Source organism: Paenibacillus sp. FSL L8-0494 (assembly GCF_038003695.1).
GTDB lineage: Bacteria > Bacillota > Bacilli > Paenibacillales > Paenibacillaceae > Paenibacillus_AQ > Paenibacillus_AQ odorifer.
This window is the reverse complement of record NZ_JBBOPQ010000001.1, coordinates 2,680,381-2,696,425: the sequence shown is the minus strand read 5'-3', so window position 1 is coordinate 2,696,425 and position 16,045 is coordinate 2,680,381. Positions and strand designations below refer to the sequence as shown.

Sequence of the window (16,045 nt, the reverse complement as noted above, 5' to 3'; positions counted from 1 at the left end):
TTCTTCACCTCACCTTGCTGACATTTCGGATTGCAGCATATTCTCCAGATACAGTTCGAATTTTTCAGGCTGGGCCTCCGTTATAAATTCCTGCGCGGCAGCTTTAGAGGCTGCAGAAATGGATTCGTAGAGTGTCCTGTCCGTCAGCAGCCGTTGCAAAGTCTCCACCCATATGGCAGTATCCTGTTCGGGAATAACCGGCATTGTATGTCCTGTTGCTTCATCCTTGTAAGTTTCCGTAATCGGCGTCACCGGAAGATTATAGTCAACCTTGCATTTCGATTGCATGAGGCCGCCTTGGTCGCTTGCAATAACAGGAATACCTCTTAGCATCGCTTCAATTACTGTCTGCCCAAAAGCTTCAGCGCAGATGGAAGGATGAAGCCACACTCGTACCTGTTCAAAAATCAAATTCATCTCGCGCTCCGGTTCAAGCAGTGTCACATTAGGCAGTGCACGTAAAGCGGATTGTTCCTCCTGCTTCAAATCGCCCCATGTAATTACCGCAGCAAAAGGATAGTCCGGAAAAGCTTGAGCCAGCTTCAGAAAAATGGATAAACCCTTTATCTCTGTAGGGTTGCATATTGCGATGTATCCTCTGTTGAAATTATGAAAGGTTGGAAAAATACCATCCCCATAAATTGGGAAACGTAGCGAAACAGCATTGGTATAACCACCCCATTCGGTGATATTATGAGCTACGAAATCACTGTCACCAATAAAGCCGGAGACCTGGGCAAGCTCCTGTCGGAGCAGCGGATTTTCGATCCAGCTATGCGGCCCAAAAGGGAGAGTGATCACATCATGACAAATCACAACCAATTTTGTTGCGCTTCCAGCCACGAGCTTTATTCCCGCAGCAACCATGGTGTGGTAAGCCATATTCACAAGAACCACGTCCGGATTGCCTTTTTTCATCAAATCCCCTGCTGTTCTGTATAACAGCATAACACTCGTGGTGAAATGGCATTCTACACCACTTACTGTCCCCTGAAGACTATGCGCGGAACGAATAATATTGTTTACCCCATGCTCCTGCAGCTGTTCCTCCACCTGTAACAGAGAATCTTCCTGGTCTACCAGATGGACTACTCTACATTGATGTCCCCTGGCAGCCAGGGACTCGAATACTGCACGGTTAGCCTTGACGGCCCCTTGATAATAAGCAAAATAAGCACCTTCAGAAAGAAACAAAAGATTCATCGTCAGCTGCTCACCCTTTCCGACTGTCCCTCAATATATGCCATCAATTTCCCGGTATCATTTAATAGTTCCAGTGCCAGGTCATCATCTTCAATGACGATTCCAAGCTGTTGTTCAATCTTAACGATAATCTGCAAAGCAATCAGTGAATCCATATGGAACGCTTCAAGTAAATCCGCTTGCGCATCCAGTTCCTCCATTGTAACCTCCTTGCTCAAGACCTCTGAAAAAATAGTGGCCAGCTTACCCAGAATCTCCTTGTTCTGCATGCTTATATCTCCTCTCAGAAAACCTTTGGTTGCCGCTCTGCCGTATCTTGTACCAGCTGCTGCAGCATGTTTAAGCTCTTGGTCCGGGCGGAAGGATCAGGAAACGAAAGGACTTCAACGGCAAATTGATCACAATACCCGCATACCGCACAATCCAGTGACCGGCAATCGACTTCTTTGAAAAAATCAATAAAACCTTGCAGCTTAGAATTGTCAATATAAACATCCAATAAGGTCAGGGCACGGATGCTCTGGCGGCTCTGCTGCGTTTGCCGGGAAAAAAACGCCTTTTCTCGTGTAACCGCACCGGCCGTTCTGCGATGGTTGGTGTGAACGATGTTCAAAATATCAGCCAAGTTCCCCGGATACTGCCTATCATGATAGGCTTTTGCCGCCTGCAACAGCCAGGCAGTAGATTTTGACCGGTCCGTCAGCTTAAAACGGTGTATGCCTATCTTCTCATATTCCGCCAAATCCTCCGGCCTGATCCAGCGCGCCTTCATGATATTCCCTGGATCATTAAATTTCTCGTAAGTGCATTTGACGGAGCAATAATCCATAAAGCTTTGGTTATCCGTTCCACGGTTGGATGAGCCATGGCTCATTACATTGTCATGATAGACCTGCATTGGACATTCATAGAGACAGGTCTGATTGACAATGACCTGGATTTCACATTCAACGCTGTTCTGTATACGTTCAAGCAGCCTGAAATCTCTGGCTATGTTTTCTCTTACTGTGATCTCTTTGACGCCCATTGAATCAAAGTATTTTGCCCGTTCCACACTTTCGACCACCGCAAAGGAGGACAAGCTCACTTTGATCTCAGGATGTCTTCTCCTGCAAATGTCCACAAGCAGCTGATTGGCTAAGGTGATCCAGTCCACACCTATTTCAGCGGCCCAATCCATTTGATCTACAATTTGTCGGTAGCCTTCATCCTCATATTCCCTGTTGCCGAGACAGGAACTGTTCATCAAATAGTTAAACTCTTTGTTGTACATATGGGCCCGCTTAACCGCTTGTTCAATATCGCTCCGCGTACTTATCGGCATTGCCGCAGCCGATCTTCCGCTTCCACAGCCCTCCTGAGAAGAACCACCGAAGAAGCAGCTGATATATTCGTATCCGCCCAGCTCGTCAATAAGCTGGATATCGCCGTTATATGGAACAGATATCTTCATAAATTACACCTGCCAGCTATTTTTTTGTGCCAGTGCGATCAATGCAGCACAGCAATTCTCAGTTCCGCTTAAAGTCCTCAGCTTGGACCTATAATGCCCGCGAAGCTCAGCCAAATTATCGTTCAACGCTGTCTCAACAATCTTACGGATACGGCTTGGTCTGAATGCTTGAACGGGTAGCTTATAAGTGAGACCAAGATTTTGGAGCTGCGTACAATTATAGTCCCGTTCAAAATGTTGACCGGGAACGGTTATGCTCGGAAGTCCATGAAGCATTGTCGTAAGCATAGTATCTTGTCCGCCATGAAAGATTACCAGAGCTGCTTCCGGCATAATTTCAGCAGCCGGGATAAACCAATGGAATTGAATATTGTCGGTATGGTCAGGAAGCACCTTAAGCTCATAATGAAATCCGCATAAACAGGCAACACGGTAGGGTTGCTTGTCAAAGATCTCTTTGACCAGCTCAATATAAATTAAAGGGGGAATGGCACTAACGCTTAAATAAATAAAAATTAGCGGCTTGCCCTGCCAGTCCGGATGCCACTGCAGATTTGAAGATTGTCTTGCCTCCAAATCCAGAATGTAACCGGCGAAATCGCACTCCTTCAACGCAGCCAGCTCCGGCTCCAGTTCCGGTAGTGTCGGTGCCATTTTAATTGTTGCTCTTGAAAATAATAATTCAGCCAGATTGGAAACAGAATCCAGTGAATAATCCGCCAACACCTCATTAAAAGCGGCGATAGCTTTGGCAGATCCCGGATACTGTAGGTTGGCCGGGAAGGCTGGATGGCTTGGCCAGCTCGCAATCATCAAAGCGGGAATCTGGGCCACGGCAGCTGAAATGGAAGCACTCGGACGAGACTCGGCAAATATGGCGTTGGGTTTAAAAGCCTGTATCGCCTTCAGTTCAGCCTCAACCGCTTGACGAATAAAGCCCGATTCTGCCATCCCTGTCCACTCTACATAATCGGCAGCACTGCGAACATCTCCGGAATTCCCTGAAGGAAGCGGAATCGGATAGTCATAAACCTGAAAGCCGTTGGCTCGGACAAAGTCAGCAAGCTTGCCGCCAATCACAAAGCTGACCGTGCAACCTTGGCTTTGCAGAACCTTGGCAATGCCCAGCGTTTTGCTCACTGATCCTACAGAACCGGAGCTAGGGGGGCTTGGAAGAAGCATAATTCTTGGCGGACTCACAAACTATTCACCTCGCTTCTATTGGACATTTCTTCGATTAAATAAGGAATCGCATGGGCGTAAGTAGGGTATGCCAGCCGTACATCGGCATTCTTTTTTATCTTTTCGTTTCCCATACGTACGGAAAGGGCGCGTAAACCATGTATACTTAGTCTGATACGATCAGTGACAGCCTCAGGAGAAATCCATTGTATTTCAGACAGTTGAGCATATTTCCGAACCTCTTTTATCAATTCCTCCTGTGTTAGAGGAAGATCATCACTCACGTTATAAATCTCTTGAACAACAAGATTACTCCAGGCCAACTGCATCATTGAAATAACATCATCAATATGCACTTTAGATGAATAACTGCGCCCGTTCCCCAGCATCTGAGTGCAGCGCATTAATTGCCGGATATAATTATGCTCAAGCGGGCCGTACACTTCAGCGATCCTGAGAATGATATAAGAAAATTTCGCATGGGTGCAGTATTGCTGGACCAGCCGCTCCATTTCGAGTGTAATTCTTCCAAATGGATGAACGGGATGGCACAGTGCAGATTCATCGGCCACACAAACGTTGTCGCTTCCATATACAGCCCCATTGCTTGCCACAATGAACTTGCCATACGTTCCGCTGCGCAAAAGTTGGTCCAGCAGATTCCGCGTCCCCTCTACATACAGCTGCCTCATCCGGGACACAGAACCAGAATGTTTGCCGGCAAGATGATAGACGACATCAATATCCTCCCCTATGCCATCCATCGTTTCAGGGTTCAGAACGTCGCCTACCCACAGTTCCATACCCAATTCTGCAAGTGTTTCGCCAACGCCTTTTTCCTTCGGCAATACAAGCCCTCTGACAGCATGTCCCTGTTCCAGTAAACTGCTTGTTAACCTGCTCCCGATAAAACCGCTGCAACCTGTCACAAGAAACCTCATGACGTCAGGATGTGACTGGCTGCTTGATTCTGATTTCTCAGCTTCTTCCCATAGCGACCCTTGGGAATGTTATCCGTCCACTTGATTACTCTCGGCACCTTATATGCCGCAAGTCTCGCTGAACAGAATCTGATAATATCATCGGCTGATACCTGGGCATCCAGCGGCACGATCTCCGCAATCAGCTTGCTGCCATAGTATTTATCGGAAACACCATATACAAGTGCTTCTTTAATGCCGTTATGGAGCAGCAGGACTTGTTCAATCTCTGCCGGATTTACCAAATGTCCGCCGACATTGATGTTATCAGAAAGCCGCCCCGACAAATACAGATACCCAGCCTCATCCAACCTTCCCAGATCACCCGTACGTACCCAACCCTGTTGAAAGACCTCTGCCTGCAACTCGGGTTGCCCGTAATACCCGCACGATATATGAGCGCCGCTGACCCATATCTCTCCTTCCTCTCCATGAGCAACCTCGTGCCCCTCCGGGTCAAGCAGCCGAATAGAAACTCCCAGATGTGGCTGTCCCACCGAATCTCTGATCAGTTCTTGCTCATTTGAAGGATTATAGGCAATTGCCCCACCTTCGGATGAACAGAACAATGAACGGATAGACTTGCCCGACAGCTTATAAAAGTCCTTAAAAGTCGCTGCGTCCAGATGAGCAGAGCAGCTGATGCACAGTCTCACTTTATCCCAAGCTACACTTGACGATGACACGACTGACTCATTAAGCAAGGTATACATATAGGGAACCGCAAAAAGAATCGTTACCTCTTTGCGATTGATCTGCTCGCAAATTCTAGCAGGCATTGTTCCCTTCGACATGATTAATGTAGCACCGGCACAGAGGGCCGGTAGGACTACAGTGGTTAGCGTCGCGGGCAGCCACGGCGAAATCGGTGTGAACAGCTTGTCGTTTGCAGTAATTTCAAGCCCTCTACAGATGGCCATTACATTATTGTAGATGGCCCGATGGCTAAACTGTACGCATTTAGGCGGTCCAGTCGTTCCTGAGGTATAAAAATTCAAAGCAATATCTTCATCAGACTGCTTATCTGCCTGTAAAAAAAGCGTTGCAGTCCTAAAGATAAATATCGGTACTCTGAGTACGAGCTCAAGCTGACTGCTGCCCTCCGAATCAATTGGATCGCAAATTAAATACTGACAATGGCTTGACGAGTGCATTCTCTCCAGTTCCGGTAAGTTCTTCACAGGTTCAAATGGGATCGGAACGGCTCCCGTATGCCAGCATGCAAGCCACAGCATGATAAAAGCAGATTTGTCTGCAACGGCTAAGGCAACTCTGTGCCCGGGCCGGATCCCCGCGAGATCCAGCTTCTCACTACTGTGCTCCAGTTCCTGCCGTAGCTCTTCATAAGTGATCGTTGATCCTTCATAATCAATGGCCGTAAGCCCTGGATTATTCGAGCAATTGAAATAAATCAAATCCAATATGGAAGAAGTGTTCACTTAGAATCCTCCTCAGCTAGAAGCACTTGCATATTTTTTCACTGCTCGTTTAAAAAACGCACTGGCTAACATTAGCAAAACCGCAGCTAGCAAGCTGCCTCCGAATAAATAGGACAGGCTTACCCTGCCCACTAATGCTTCTGCAGGAATGGAAACGATAAAGGCGACAGGAACGATCCAGGTAAGCGCTAATTGGATTGGTTTCTGATATACATTGACCGGAAATCTACCCATCTGCATGATACTGTCGAATATACTCAACATCGGACTTCCGGCATACCAAAACGCCAAAGAGCTTAATAACAGCAGTATTGAGTACAACAGCAGTAAAGCATTGCAAATGGCCCATACAAACATCAGACAAGTGGATATTCCTATCGCTTCTTGCATTTGAGAAACGCCCAGCACCATCACCGCTACTCCCACCATAACATCAAACAGATTAAGCGGAGACCAGTATCTCGTGCTCACATAAAACTGGGTCTCAATCGGTTTGAGCAGCGTTAAATCAAATCCTCCAGTCCATAGCTCCCCTTCCATCCCGGCTAATGAGCCAAGGCTTGGACCAACAAATAGATTTTTCATTGCCAAAATAAAATAGTACACGCCCGATAATGCCAGCGTATCCGCAAAAGTCCAACTGTTAAGCGAATTTGTGTTGGAAAAGAGGATCGCGATCCCGCCAATCGTCCCGGTTAAATTAATTGCGGTATACAAAATTTTGATTAGAAAGTCACCGCGGAATGACGCTTCCTTTAGAAGCGCTGTAGAGAAAAACAATCTCAGCAAACGCATATATCTCAGCATGTTCCCTACCCTCCCACGGCCATGTATGCACGAATCCCTTTTTTCCACACTAAACGGTTACATAATATGATAACGACCGCCCAAACGAATTGAACAATTATGCCAAAAACAAGCTGTGAATGATCCAACTTTCCAAGGGAAAACTCTATCGGAAAGCTGATCATATATTGAAAAGGTAAATAATCCGAGATATCCTGCATAAATCCCGGAAGCAACGACGAAGGCGCTACCTGTCCGGCCAGCAAAAATACCAGGGTGTCATTAATAGAAAGCAAGGACTTGATTTTATTGGTGAAAAATGCAAACAGGGAAAGTGTATAGGCCAGCATAAATCTGATTATTTGAGCCATGAGAAGAAGATAAACGGCCACCAGCAAGTCCAGACCGGATATAGCCAGTCTGAAGTTCAAAAAAATGGCAGCCACACCGGCAACAAATATAACAAAAGGCATACAGACGATTTTGACAGCCAAATCTGATGCAACCACATCGTAAAAAGGCGATATCGGCCTCAATAATACAATCGACATCTTGCCGCCATAGATTTGATCGCCGACCGTCCAGTGTGATGTAGGGTAGGTCAGCTGGTTCACAAGAATTAACAGAATATAATACCTCACAAAATCCTGCTGAGTGAACCCGGTTATGCTTCCATCTCCCGCAGCAACGGTCCAAACAAACATATAGATGATAGGTCCCATCATCCAACCAAGCGTCAATGTCCAGAAAAAACCTTTCTCAGCCATAAACCCGAACATAGTCCTACGTATCAGCGCAAAGCCTCCGCGAAAATTCAAAGGAGCCTCCCCTCTCGATACACTTCATCAATTACCGAATCGATTGGAGCATCATTGATTGTTACATTTCCAATGCAATAGCTATTAAAGATTTCTGAAACAATCTCAGGTACAGCTTCCTTCTGAATCTTAAACAATACGTAGCTTTCCGCAAGCTCCATGACCTGCAAGCTGTCAGTAAACTTCTCCTTTAGCTCTTCAATTGTGCCCGTTACGTCTTCATCCATAAAACTGACTTTGAGAATGCGGTAGGGAGCTATTTTACCGCTCAGTTGCTCCAGAGATCCGTCGTATAACAGCTTGCCTTGATTGATCAGCACAACCCGTTTACAAAGGGAAGAAATATCCTCCATATAGTGACTGGTAAGCAGGATGGTTGTCTCATGTTTTTGGTTATACTCCTTGATAAAACTGCGAAGCCGCAGCTGCATGCTAACATCCAGCCCCAAAGTAGGCTCATCCAAAAACAATACACGTGGCTGATGTAACAACGCTGCTGTTAATTCACACTTGGAGCGTTCTCCCAAAGAGAGATTCCGTGCCTGATTCTTAAGCAGATGCCCTATATCCAGTAGTTCTTTTAGCTCGTTGAGTCTTTGTTTAAAATCAGCATCAGAGACTCCGTATATTTCCTTCATCACAAAGAAAGAGTCCTCGACCGTAATATCCCAGGTTAACGTCGATTTGTTCCCCATTACCATACTGATGTTGCGCAGAAACTTATGTTGGCGTTCCCACGGTTTGAAGCCATAGACGGAAATGTTGCCTGATGTCGGATACAGGATACCGGAGAGCATCTTCAGCGTGGTTGTCTTTCCCGCGCCGTTAGGTCCGATGAACCCGACAATTTCTCCCGGCTCAACCCTGAGGTCGATACCTTTTACCGCCTCAACTTCGTTGTATTCCATTTTGATCAGACTTTTGAACGCATGCTTTAACCCATGTTCTCTTACAGGGACGCGATAGACCTTTCTCAGATTATCAATAATAATGCCCTCGTTCATTGCTGCCCCCTTAACTCTGCGACCACACTTAAGAATACAGCCAAAACATAATCGATCTGCTGATCAGTCAAATTGGGATAAATCGGCAAGCAGATATGACGCCGACAATAATCATCCGCTAGCGGATATTCCCCACTGAACTGTAGGGAAGCAGCGATCGGCTGCCTATGAAGCGGCGTTGCATATACCTCCCCTTGGAGCGAAACGCCTTTCTCCTTGAGTCTGTCCTTCAAATCGGAACTGTCAACGTCTAAAGGCACTATAACAATGTACTTATACCAACTGCATCTGTCCTGCGGCATCACAATCTCGAAATCAGGAAGATTTTTCGTAAAGAAGGAAGTATAACGGTTGGCGATCGCTTCCCGTTGTTCAATGATCGCGTCGAGCCGCTCAAACTGGGTAAGCGCTATCGTTGCTGTGATATCACTCATTCGATAATTGTTGCCAAGCGAGGTGTGGTAAGTCTCCCAAGGCTGGGGCTTGCCATGATTGCGGAACATTCTTAGCTTCTCAGCCATTGAATGATCGTTTGTGACAATGATCCCTCCTTCTCCCGAGGTAATGATTTTCGTGGCAAAAAAGGAATAACTTCCGGCAATTCCGAAAGCTCCCGCACCTTTTCCGGCCATCCTGCTGCCATGTGCATGAGCGGCATCTTCAAATAACCAGAGCCCTTGCTCATCGCACCATTGCCTGATTTCTTCAATCTCCGGTGTAACAATTCCGCCAATATGTACGATAATAACCCCTCGGGTACGACTCGTGGCCTGCTTCTTTATTTCAGCCAGCGACACCGAAAATGTACGGGGATCAATATCAACAAGGCGAACATGCCCTCCGGCAAACAGGACACTGGAAGCCGTGGCAATAAACGTATTTGCCGGAACCAGCACTTCCTGCCCCTTTACTTCGAGCACTCTCATTACCGCTTCAATCGCACTTGTACCCGAATTAACCGCAATGGCATGAGTAACTCCTACATACCGGGCAAAACGTTCCTCCAGCTCCTGTACATACCTACCCTGACTCAACGCTCCTCTCGACAGACAATCATCAATTCGCTCCATAATGATACGCCGCTCCTGCTCAGAAAATGCAATATCGAGTGCGGGTACATCCATAACACCTTGTGTCAACTGCATGACGAACCTCCTCTACCAGTCATAGACTACAGTTTTCCCTTCAAAAAAGCCTTCCGCCGCTTGCCTGATAAATTGCTCCATATGTTCCGCATGAATATGTTGGGCAATTAGGCTGGTTACTTCAAGCTCTTGCTTCCCAATTCTGCGAGAGATTTCCTGAATACGGTCATGCGTTATGGATTCCTTAAGTATTCCAGGTCTTGTCAGATCAATAAATTGTATGTGCTGGTCTGGTGGATGGTTTTTTAAAGCCGAATGCCGTTGAACCTGCGAGAGCAGGTCCGAATCAAGTGCAACAATGGCTCTCTCCTCGCAGTCCCACACACCGCTGTTTAACCCGGCCCAAATCTCATCCTTGGCCTCCTTCTTTTCAACACTGAAGCTCAAATCTTCATCCTGCTCAAGCAACCTTAATAAAAGCTTTCCTAGCAGTCCCATTCCCCACAGTTCCACCGTTTTAATGCCTTCATCTGCCAGCTCTTCACACACATTTAGTGCCACACAAAACATAGGAACAAACGCAGCTGTCACAGGGTCTAAGTCGTTGGAAATAAAGATCTGACCATCCACCCCACTGTGCAGAGGGACACATACATCCTTTGTATAATGAGGAGAAAACACAAGAGCTTGGCCTACGCGATGCTCTGCTCCAAGCCCCGCTTTAGTCACTACTCCGACACTGGAGTAAGGATAATGCCCTGGTAAATGGCATGCCCCATGAAAAAGCTGCAAGCAGGATGGGTCCTTTACCGTTCCCGTTAAAGTAAAACGGTTGGTAATGAACAATTCATTAGGACCCGGTTCCGCCTTGCGAGCAGCGGTGAAGTGTACACTAGGCTGAGGCCCCGATTCAGTGAACTTATTGTACATAGCCGAAATAACCGTCTCCTTACTGTTTATATATGGTCAGGTATCCAGGTATAACGTCCGCCCACCATAGGCGAGTGGAAATTCGGCATCCAGCCATGTGCTGTAAACTCGCCAGCCGAGTCGAAACCAACCACAAGCATCGCCTTTCCTTCATATTTGCCGTTGGTAATCCACATCTTTGACCTTATATCCGGTGTTTGTCCTGTCAGATGCCTCATGCGGGCGACAAATACCAGATACCGCTCCAGACTCATTCCCAATTTTCCGGTTTTCTTGTATGTACGCTGTATTTCCACAGCCGTCCGATCCAGCATATCCGGTTCGGTTGTCCGCGGAACGGTGAACCAGAAATCCTCAATTTCCGGAGTTGCTGCGACCAGTTCACTCTCCAGCGCCCAATTGCGGATATTAAACAAGCAGCCTAATTGCTTGCGACTGACGCCTTGGGGAACACATAAAATGATCTCGTTTCTTCGGTCCGCTTCTTCTAATTCTTCTCTCGTAAACTGCGGCATCCGAAGTGAAAATTTTCGCTGGATGATATATTCGATTCCTAATGTTCTGTACCAATTCTCCATCTCGCTCCGGATGTATTCCGGAGAATATGTGTCGTGGACATCGCTTTGAAACCTGAACATATCCTCCTTCTGAAGCAAGTGCTCATCGAGCATGACGCCAATCGTATGCAGCGTTTGTTGTCTTAATAGCTCCTTCTCAATCATCGCCCAACCTCCTGTACTGTGTTCAATGCCGACAATATTTCAGGTATGACTGTAAAAAGATCGCCTACGATCCCATATGTGGAGTAATCAAAGATAGGTGCATTGCGATCCGTATTTATTGCAATTATCGTCTCCGAATGATGCATCCCAACCTTATGCTGCACTGCCCCAGACACTCCGCAGGCGATGTACAGTTTGGGCTTGACCATTTTACCTGTCAGTCCGACTTGATGCATACTATCCATCCATCCACATTCTACAAGCGGTCTGGTAACCGCTACTTTCCCCCCAAGCGCATCGGCGAGCGCATAGATTAAACGAAGATTGTCTGCGTTTTGAATGCCTCTCCCGGCAGCAACAATAATTTCTGTAGTCTCGATGTTCTCCTTGCCCGCGGCTTCTTCAATTACTCCCATAAACTGCAGGACTGAGGAAGAGCAAGAATACAGGGAGCTTAAATCAACAATCTTGCCCTGCGCGACGTGTGCGGTCTCAGCAGCGGAATAAAAATTGGTTTTTACAGTTGCCATTTGCGGCCGTCTTGCCGGTATTTTTATCTCAGCGAATTGCTCGCCCATTTGCGTCGGTCTGGTAATAATAAAATCCCCGTGATCCGGTCCCATCTTCAAATCGATGCAATCGGCGCATAGCCCCGTCCGCAGGCGGACTGCGACTCTGGGGAAAATAGACCTCCCCCATGCGGTAGCCATACCTAGTACGACAGACGGTCTTTGATCCCGGAGCACCGCAGAAATCAAATTATAATGAATATCTTCGGCGTAACGCTGTATTCCCGGTTTGTTCACCATCCACACCTCATCTACTCCCCACTGAAGCAGATGCTGGGCTAGGTCTTCTATACGCTCTCCGACCACCAAAGCGTAAATGCGCTGGGCTCTCATAGCCTGCAGCTGTTTTGCTGCGGTAACCAGTTCCGGAAAATATGAAGAGAGAGCGCCCTCAGCATGTTCCACAACAAGGCAAATACCCTCATGCTCAGGGTACGGTTGTCTGGTCTCCTGTGCCCTGTCTTTCATTATAATGGCTTGGTTAGGACAGCAAGACGTGCAGACTGAGCAATAAGTACATGCCGCAACGTCGATACGCAAGCCCTCATCCTCATCCTTGATTGCAGCGGCGGGACAGCGTTTTAAACACAGGAGGCAATATGTGCATTGTTCCTGATCAATCCTAATCATCCATTTCTAACCTCGCTGATTTTGCTGATTATCGGCTCCAATACCCGTAGATATTCATCGCTTTCCAGCAAAATCCCCTTTCTTTCGGAGTGCTGTTCGTACACTGAAACTACTTCAGTAGCCGAGCCTGCCAAACCAACCGTCTGTGGGTCAAGGCCAAGGTCATGACAGGACCATACTAGAATATCCTTGGTTCTGGCATGCAATTTGGCAGCAATTGTTAGCGGTTTCAACTCAGAGGCGGCTGTCATTCCACCAATACTCAATACTGCCGGAAGCCGGCAAGACTGTCTGGTTGTTACCCCTTCGTCATGCTGGCGGTGGAACAATACCTCATCGGTCGAAATATCCTCAAACCGTGTTACATTTATCGCGTGGGGGATATCTAGATACTCGCCGATTCCCGGACCTACCTGACCGGTATCACTGTCGGTTGAATGGCTGCCGGTCAGAACCAGATCACATCCACCAAGCTTCTCAACAGCACGAGCCAGTACCAGCGATGTCGCCAATGTATCCGAACCGGCAAAAGAAGCGTCGCTGAGCAGGACTGCCTCATCGATTCCATAACCCATAAACTCCTGCAGAGCCGTTTTACAACCGGGAGGGGCCATGGAAATAAGAGTTACATTAGCATTACAGCTATTCTTCAGCTCCAATGCCACATGGATGGCTTGCCGGTCCGGATAGTTTAGCTCAAAGGTTGCCTTCGGTGGCGGTGAGGCCGAGATCTTACGGCCATCAGCAATGCCACGCACATCGCCTTTGTTCACGTGTGCAATAAACTTTAAACAAACCACTATTCGCAATATATCGCTCCTCCCATCACATTCTGCTGCTTTTTTATCAGAGAAACGTATGTCAAAATGTTTCCAAAAGTACTATTCTTCGCCAGATTACCATTTCCCTTTATTATCATAATATGATTATCATCACATAATTGGAATGAACAATTATTATAGTATAATAATGTCATTTATTTCATTTTCATTTACATATAAGGGGAATATGGAGGTGTAAATTGAGTAAAATTACTTTACCCGTTTCCGATCCACTAATAAATACTTCCAACGCCTATGGGACTTTGTTTTCTATTATTTCTTCGGATAACCGCATATGGCCCTGGGTTTATTCCAACTTCATTCAGCTGAGATATGTAACGGATTGGGAAACTTACTTTTTTGACAATCATGAGCTTCTTGTTGATTATTGCCCATTTCTCAATAAGTTCATATTGCCTAGAACCATCATTTCCAAGTGGTCTTCCTTTACGGATTTTGTAGTAGACTCTATCAACGGCGATTGCTATGTATGGTGCCATCTCGACCGGTACTTTATATCTGCATTTCAGGAGTTCGGCCAAGAGCACCGTTTTCACGAGACATTAATTTACGGCTACGATCTTGATCGCCAAACAGTCTGCATTCGGGACAATATTACGGGCGGTAAATTTATGACCGCTCAATGCACCTTTTCCGAACTGGAATCCGCCTTTGACTATCTGTCCGGGGAAGAAAATTTTATTACGCGTGTAACTTTGCTTAGCAAAATCGATGCAGAATTTGATTTAAACGTCGAACAGATTGTCGACAGCTTGCAGCGATATCTATCCTCCAAGCGCTCATTCGATTTTATTAACCATACCACTACCAGCATCTATGGACAAAGTGTTTACCAACACCTCATTTATCAAATGGAGCATCCTAAAGAAGATGACCCTGAGCTTGACATTAGAGCCTATCATTTGCTGTGGGAGCATAAGAAGCTTATGGTTTTAAGACTTAAATATCTCCAACAAATAAAACTCCTGCTGCAAAGCGACCGATGGATTGAGCGTTGTACTGAGCTTGAAGAACGCTCTCTTCTGAACAGAAATATGGTGCTTCGGTATAATCTGTCCATGGACCCCAAGGTGCTAGACGCACTCAAACATTCTCTGTTGACCATACAAACAGACGAAACCAAATTATTGGGCGAAATAATAAGCGCGCTCGGCTCCAAGGGATGAATTGGAGAATTAGCAGCAGTTGGAGGGACAATTATGCAGACGTTGCAGACGTTAGAAATGGAATATTACTATAATTCTGCAGGGGAGCCTATTGCAGAGGTACAGTCACTGGGAAACTGCTATACCCGTAATATTTTTTTCATGCTAAAGAGGTATGTCAATGATTCTAGCGTATTGTACAAGATGTTTTTAGATGATTTTAATCTGAAATTAGTTACCCATACTGACAGTGACCAGTTTGAATTAAGCTTGAACGAGATCAAAGATCCCGAGGATTATATAACAGTCGCTAATAAACATACTTTTAGCAACAATGCAGAGGCAGCCATCCAGACGATAGAGACACTGTTAGCAAATAACGAAGTCGTATTTGTCAATACGTTAATGAAACGAGTCCCCTTTTATAGAACATTTGAATTAAACCCGGCTCTGGAAACAGATCATATTGTGGATGGGCATATATTTTTGATCCTAGGGCAGACGGCAACTGATTTTTATTTCTTGGACAATTATATAAATTACAACAAAGAGTATTTCAAGCCTTATCCGCATAACAAAAATATCGGTCAAGATGCCAAAACTTCGTTTATGGATGCCTACAATCGGCAGTTTTCCTGTTTCACAGTGCATCCTAATCAAGATGAGCTTGCTGAATTGCCAGCCCGAGCCTCGCTCATTTTAAGAACCGCACTATCGAATTATTATAAGCCGCCCTCTTGTACCGAAGGACGCCTGGAATATATCGGACGATCAGCCATCCAGGAACTGAACAATCTGTTTGCAAGTGGACGTTTCATCCTCAATACAAAGATTTCAAACCGCCCCCATGACCTTTACTCTTTAACCCGGACGACGCTCACCCGTCATTCAGATAGGAAAAAAGTATTGCTGTTGCTGCTGAATTCCTTAGCAAATCCTAATGCTCTCAGCGATGTCATTCATTGTGCTCGGCAAAGCATCGAACAATGGGAACTTTTAAGGAATGTTATGACCAGGCAGTATATCATGAATGAATTTACACTTACTGACCAGATGGAAGAATACATGGCCTATGTCCTTCATGCGGAAGACCTGTTTTATCATTCCATTGAAAAAAACATCGATAATTTATGCCAAATATAGGATATAAGCGTAACGCCTCATCCTAGAAAAAAAGAGACTTGTCAAATAGACAGGTCTCTTTAAAGCATTTACCGCATTGCCACTTATCACGGCTAATAACATCTTCGCTAACGA

The 16,045-nt window shown here is 46.0% G+C and carries 16 protein-coding genes and 1 pseudogene; 2 read left to right on the top strand and 15 right to left on the bottom strand.

The features are described 5' to 3' along the window. Positions 1–9 precede the first annotated feature (9 nt). From NYE35_RS11985 to NYE35_RS11920, 15 genes and pseudogenes are all read right to left on the bottom strand, one after another. Positions 10–1,203, bottom strand: a complete 1,194-nt coding sequence (locus NYE35_RS11985; RefSeq protein ID WP_076272858.1) for a glycosyltransferase — start codon at positions 1,201–1,203, stop codon at positions 10–12. A 2-nt stretch (positions 1,204–1,205) separates the two neighbouring features. Then, positions 1,206–1,472, bottom strand: a complete 267-nt coding sequence (locus NYE35_RS11980; protein WP_341121094.1) for an acyl carrier protein — start codon at positions 1,470–1,472, stop codon at positions 1,206–1,208. Positions 1,473–1,486: 14 nt separating this feature from the next. Beyond that, the gene (locus tag NYE35_RS11975; RefSeq protein ID WP_038570123.1) at positions 1,487–2,656 is read right to left on the bottom strand and encodes a peptidase U32 family protein; all 1,170 of its coding nucleotides are present in this window, start codon (positions 2,654–2,656) and stop codon (positions 1,487–1,489) included. 3 nt (positions 2,657–2,659) lie between these two features. Next, a complete protein-coding gene (locus NYE35_RS11970) occupies positions 2,660–3,856 on the bottom strand; it encodes a glycosyltransferase (RefSeq protein ID WP_076147185.1) in 1,197 nt (398 codons plus the stop codon). Next, positions 3,853–4,767 (bottom strand): NAD-dependent epimerase/dehydratase family protein, encoded by a 915-nt coding sequence (locus tag NYE35_RS11965; RefSeq protein WP_341121092.1) that lies wholly within the window; start codon positions 4,765–4,767, stop codon positions 3,853–3,855. The genes NYE35_RS11970 and NYE35_RS11965 overlap by 4 nt, the downstream gene beginning before the upstream one ends. 8 nt (positions 4,768–4,775) lie before the next feature. Next, on the bottom strand, positions 4,776–6,257 hold the full coding sequence (locus NYE35_RS11960) for a class I adenylate-forming enzyme family protein (RefSeq protein ID WP_341121090.1): 1,482 nt from the start codon (positions 6,255–6,257) through the stop codon (positions 4,776–4,778). A 12-nt stretch (positions 6,258–6,269) separates the two neighbouring features. Beyond that, positions 6,270–7,064, bottom strand: a complete 795-nt coding sequence (locus tag NYE35_RS11955; protein ID WP_036685913.1) for an ABC transporter permease — start codon at positions 7,062–7,064, stop codon at positions 6,270–6,272. Positions 7,065–7,069: 5 nt separating this feature from the next. Next, complete coding sequence (locus tag NYE35_RS11950) at positions 7,070–7,861, bottom strand: ABC transporter permease (RefSeq protein ID WP_036685911.1); 792 nt, start codon at positions 7,859–7,861, stop codon at positions 7,070–7,072. Next, the gene (locus tag NYE35_RS11945) at positions 7,858–8,865 is read right to left on the bottom strand and encodes an ABC transporter ATP-binding protein (protein ID WP_036685909.1); all 1,008 of its coding nucleotides are present in this window, start codon (positions 8,863–8,865) and stop codon (positions 7,858–7,860) included. Before NYE35_RS11945 ends, NYE35_RS11950 begins: the two co-directional genes overlap by 4 nt. Beyond that, positions 8,862–10,010 carry a DegT/DnrJ/EryC1/StrS family aminotransferase gene (locus tag NYE35_RS11940; protein ID WP_052096964.1) on the bottom strand — a complete coding sequence of 383 codons (1,149 nt, stop codon included), beginning with the start codon at positions 10,008–10,010 and terminating at the stop codon, positions 8,862–8,864. The genes NYE35_RS11945 and NYE35_RS11940 overlap by 4 nt, the downstream gene beginning before the upstream one ends. 12 nt (positions 10,011–10,022) lie before the next feature. Beyond that, a complete protein-coding gene (locus NYE35_RS11935) occupies positions 10,023–10,880 on the bottom strand; it encodes a hypothetical protein (RefSeq protein ID WP_036685907.1) in 858 nt (285 codons plus the stop codon). A gap of 26 nt (positions 10,881–10,906) precedes the next feature. Next, on the bottom strand, positions 10,907–11,602 hold the full coding sequence (locus NYE35_RS11930) for a hypothetical protein (RefSeq protein WP_076272854.1): 696 nt from the start codon (positions 11,600–11,602) through the stop codon (positions 10,907–10,909). After that, positions 11,599–12,711 (bottom strand): electron transfer flavoprotein subunit alpha/FixB family protein, encoded by a 1,113-nt coding sequence (locus NYE35_RS11925; RefSeq protein WP_445321969.1) that lies wholly within the window; start codon positions 12,709–12,711, stop codon positions 11,599–11,601. The genes NYE35_RS11930 and NYE35_RS11925 overlap by 4 nt, the downstream gene beginning before the upstream one ends. Before the next feature lie 3 nt (positions 12,712–12,714). Further along, positions 12,715–12,801: pseudogene (locus tag NYE35_RS31415) on the bottom strand (4Fe-4S binding protein); the annotation flags it as partial. Further along, the gene (locus NYE35_RS11920; protein WP_341122454.1) at positions 12,798–13,601 is read right to left on the bottom strand and encodes an electron transfer flavoprotein subunit beta/FixA family protein; all 804 of its coding nucleotides are present in this window, start codon (positions 13,599–13,601) and stop codon (positions 12,798–12,800) included. The gene NYE35_RS11920 and the pseudogene NYE35_RS31415, both read right to left, overlap by 4 nt. A gap of 221 nt (positions 13,602–13,822) precedes the next feature. Between NYE35_RS11920 and NYE35_RS11915 the strand changes: the two genes are divergently transcribed. Both NYE35_RS11915 and NYE35_RS11910 read left to right on the top strand, forming a co-directional pair. Next, a complete protein-coding gene (locus NYE35_RS11915) occupies positions 13,823–14,809 on the top strand; it encodes a hypothetical protein (RefSeq protein WP_076100704.1) in 987 nt (328 codons plus the stop codon). Between the two features lie 33 nt (positions 14,810–14,842). Then, on the top strand, positions 14,843–15,931 hold the full coding sequence (locus NYE35_RS11910; protein WP_036685899.1) for a hypothetical protein: 1,089 nt from the start codon (positions 14,843–14,845) through the stop codon (positions 15,929–15,931). Positions 15,932–16,045 lie beyond the last annotated feature (114 nt).

What these genes read in the sequence shown, in the direction of transcription:
- NYE35_RS11910 (WP_036685899.1), top strand. Translation starts at nt 14,843, where the DNA reads ATGCAGACGTTGCAGACGTTAGAAATGGAATATTACTATAATTCTGCA.
- NYE35_RS11930 (WP_076272854.1), bottom strand. Translation starts at nt 11,602, where the DNA reads ATGATTGAGAAGGAGCTATTAAGACAACAAACGCTGCATACGATTGGC.
- NYE35_RS11935 (WP_036685907.1), bottom strand. Translation starts at nt 10,880, where the DNA reads ATGTACAATAAGTTCACTGAATCGGGGCCTCAGCCTAGTGTACACTTC.
- NYE35_RS11985 (WP_076272858.1), bottom strand. Translation starts at nt 1,203, where the DNA reads ATGAATCTTTTGTTTCTTTCTGAAGGTGCTTATTTTGCTTATTATCAA.
- NYE35_RS11975 (WP_038570123.1), bottom strand. Translation starts at nt 2,656, where the DNA reads ATGAAGATATCTGTTCCATATAACGGCGATATCCAGCTTATTGACGAG.
- NYE35_RS11945 (WP_036685909.1), bottom strand. Translation starts at nt 8,865, where the DNA reads ATGAACGAGGGCATTATTATTGATAATCTGAGAAAGGTCTATCGCGTC.
- NYE35_RS11980 (WP_341121094.1), bottom strand. Translation starts at nt 1,472, where the DNA reads ATGCAGAACAAGGAGATTCTGGGTAAGCTGGCCACTATTTTTTCAGAG.
- NYE35_RS11955 (WP_036685913.1), bottom strand. Translation starts at nt 7,064, where the DNA reads ATGCTGAGATATATGCGTTTGCTGAGATTGTTTTTCTCTACAGCGCTT.
- NYE35_RS11940 (WP_052096964.1), bottom strand. Translation starts at nt 10,010, where the DNA reads ATGCAGTTGACACAAGGTGTTATGGATGTACCCGCACTCGATATTGCA.